Source organism: Microbacterium sp. Bi128, assembly GCF_918698205.1.
In genome coordinates, this window is the sequence record NZ_CAKKMM010000547.1 from 1 (window position 1) to 3167 (window position 3167).

A 3167-nucleotide genomic window follows, 5' to 3' on the forward strand; every position below is an offset into this window, starting at 1 on the left:
ACCCACCACTCCCCGCCGTCCTGGGCCAGCAGGATCATGGCCATGCTGGTCAGGAACGGCACGTAGAGCTGCACGAACGCGCCGACCAGCACGTCGGCCACGACGTCCGTGGGGGACCGTCCGTCGCCGGCGTGCAACTGTGCGGTGAGCCGCCAGACCACGACGATCGCGACGGCGGCGAGCGTCGCCACCCAGTGCAACCACAACCCGACGAAGAAGCCGCTCGCCAGGAGCAGCACTCCCGCCGCGAGTTGCGGGATGACATCGACTCGCCGGCCGGAGACCTGCAGCGCGCGGGAGAACTCGAACACCGCGAGAGCCATGGCCCCCAGCGCGAAGAGAGCGAAGAGCCCCTTTATGAAGATCAGCGAAGCGACGACCACGACGCCAATCGCCACGCCGATGAGACTGGCCACGATCAGATCGCGGCCGGTGCGCTGCTTGATGCGTTCGTTCGCCTGGTCGAACTCCGCCCGGGCATGCGCGATGTGCTGTTCGGCATCCGTGCGCATCGCGCGCAGCTGCGATTCGATCGCGGTCACGCCTTCGCCGGTGACCGGCGCACGGCGCGCCGAATCCCCCCTCCGGCGGGAGGGAAGGTCGGGCGCCGTCTCATCGGCGTCGGGGGCCTGGGGCATGGTTCAGACCTCGAGCAGTTCAGCCTCTTTGCGCTTGAGCGCCTCGTCGATCGCGTCGACGTGCGCCCGCGTCACACCGTCGAGCTCCTTCTCGGCGCGGACGAGCTCGTCTTCGCCGACGTCGCTCTTGAGCGCGTCCAGGTCGTCCTTGGCCTTGCGGCGGAGGTTGCGCACCTGCACCTTGGCATCCTCGCCCTTGCCCCGGACGATCTTCACGTACTCTTTGCGGCGGTCCTCGGTGAGCTCGGGCATCGTGACGCGCACGATGTTGCCGTCGTTGGTGGGGTTCACGCCGAGGTTCGGCATGTCGCGGATCGCCTGCTCGATGGCCTTGAGCGCCGACTTGTCGTAGGGGTTGACCACGAGCGTGCGGGCCTCGGGGTTGTTCAGCGACGCCAGCTGCGCGAGAGGCGTGGGCGAGCCGTAATAGTCGACCAGGATCTTCTGGAACATCTGGGGGTTCGCGCGCCCGGTGCGGACGGTCGCGAAGTCCTCCTTCGCGGCCTCCACGGCGCGGTCCATGCGCGCTCCGGCATCGGCGAGGACATCGGCGATCACGGTGACTCCATTCGTTGGTACTGACTCATCAGTCTAGCCGCGCGCGGGCCCGGAGCCCGGGCCCGCGCCGCGCGTCACGAAGTGACGAGAGTGCCGATGGTCTCGCCCAGCAGCGCACGCGTGACGTTGCCCGCGGGCTCCATCCCGAACACGCGCATGTCCATGCCGTTGTCCATGCAGAGGCTGAACGCGGTCGAGTCCACGACCTTGAGGCCCTTCTGGAGGGCGTCGTTGTAGGTGAGGTGGTCGAGCTTCGTCGCCGAGGGGTCCACGCGCGGGTCGGCCGTGTACACGCCGTCGACGCCGTTCTTGGCGACGAGCACCTCGGTCGCACCGATCTCGAGGGCACGCTGGGCGGCGACGGTATCGGTGGAGAAGTACGGCAGGCCCGCACCGGCGCCGAAGATGATGACGCGCCCCTTCTCCATGTGCCGCACGGCGCGACGCGGGATGTACGGCTCGGCGACCTGGGTCATCGAGATCGCCGACTGCACGCGCGTGGCGGCACCGGCCTGCTCGAGGAAGTCCTGCAGGGCGAGGGAGTTCATCACCGTGCCGAGCATACCCATGTAGTCGGCGCGGCCGCGGTCCATGCCGCGCTGGCTGAGCTCGGCCCCGCGGAAGAAGTTGCCGCCGCCGACGACGATCGCGATCTCGACGCGATCCACCGCCTCGGCGATCTCACGGGCGATCTGGCTGACGACGTCGGGGTTGACTCCCAACTGTCCTCCCCCGAAGGCCTCACCGGAGAGTTTCAGCAGTACGCGGCGTCGTCTGGTCGCTTCATCGATCACGTGGGGTGTCCTCTCGTCTTGATCAAACTACTGCCCCCGCTACGCCGACCGATACGTCGCGCGCGCAGGGAAAAGGCCCGGGATGCCGTGGCATCCCGGGCCTTGTCATCGGTGCTTACGCGCCGACCTTGAAGCGGGCGAAGTCGGTCAGGGTGAGACCGGCGTCGGAGGCGACCTTCGCGACGGACAGCTTGTTGTCCTTGGCGTAGTCCTGGTCGAGCAGCGAGACCTGCTTGAAGAACGCGTTGACGCGGCCTTCGACGATCTTCGGCAGGGCGGCCTCGGGCTTGCCCTCGTTGCGGGAGATCTCGGTGACGATCTCGCGCTCCTTCTCGACGTCGGCCTCGGGCACGTCGTCGCGGGTGAGGAACGAGGGGTTGGCGAAGGAGATGTGCTGCGCGATGCTGCGCGCGGTCTCCGCGTCGTCGCCGGTGTAGGCGAGGACGACGCCGACCTGGGGCGGGAGGTCCTTGCTGGTCTTGTGCAGGTAGACCTCGAACTTGTCGCCGCGGATGGTGCGGACGCGACGGAGTTCGACCTTCTCGCCGATGATGGCGGCCTCGTCCGAGATGAGCTGCTCGACGGTCTGGCCGTCGGCGTCGGCGGCGAGGGCGGCCTCGACCGAGTCGGCACCGGCGGCGGCCGCAGCGGCCACGACCTTGTCGGCGAGAGCGATGAAGCGGTCGTTCTTCGCGACGAAGTCGGTCTCGCAGGCGAGCTCGAGGAGCGTGACGGCACCCTCGGTCTCACGGGCGGTGACAAGGCCCTCGCTCGTGGAGCGGTCGGCGCGCTTGGCGTTGCCCTTCGCGCCCTTCAGGCGCAGGATCTCGACGGCCTTCTCGACGTCGCCGTCGGCCTCTTCGAGCGCCTTCTTGGTGTCGACCATGCCGGTGCCGAGCTGCTCGCGCAGAGCCTTGATGTCGGCGATCGTGAAGTTTGCCATGGTGTGGCGTCTCCTTGTCGTTGTGCGTTCTGATGTGAGCTCGGCGGGGCCGTGAGCGCCCTGGGGCGCGGTCACGACCCCGCCGGATCGTAGCCTGTGCGGGTGACGCCGCGGTGAGCGACGGCGGGCTTACTTGCTGTCGGTGGCCTCGGCGTCGGCGACCTCGGCGGTCTCTTCGCCCGACGCGTCGGCGACGGCCTCGTCGTGGGCCTCGGCGCCGGCGGCGTCGTCAGC

At 68.6% G+C, this 3167-nt stretch carries 3 protein-coding genes and 1 pseudogene; all 4 read right to left on the bottom strand.

Annotated elements, in window-relative coordinates; translation table 11 throughout:
- Positions 1 to 638, bottom strand: a pseudogene (locus LQV45_RS22650) (phosphatidate cytidylyltransferase); the annotation flags it as partial.
- Between the two features lie 3 nt (positions 639 to 641).
- A complete protein-coding gene (gene frr / locus LQV45_RS22655) occupies positions 642 to 1196 on the bottom strand; it encodes a ribosome recycling factor (protein ID WP_138172392.1) in 555 nt (184 codons plus the stop codon).
- A gap of 74 nt (positions 1197 to 1270) precedes the next feature.
- Complete coding sequence (gene pyrH, locus LQV45_RS22660) at positions 1271 to 1990, bottom strand: UMP kinase (protein ID WP_230008928.1); 720 nt, start codon at positions 1988 to 1990, stop codon at positions 1271 to 1273.
- A 115-nt stretch (positions 1991 to 2105) separates the two neighbouring features.
- Positions 2106 to 2933, bottom strand: a complete 828-nt coding sequence (gene tsf / locus LQV45_RS22665; RefSeq protein WP_138172394.1) for a translation elongation factor Ts — start codon at positions 2931 to 2933, stop codon at positions 2106 to 2108.
- Positions 2934 to 3167 lie beyond the last annotated feature (234 nt).

What these genes read in the sequence shown, in the direction of transcription:
- tsf (WP_138172394.1), bottom strand. Translation starts at nt 2,933, where the DNA reads ATGGCAAACTTCACGATCGCCGACATCAAGGCTCTGCGCGAGCAGCTC.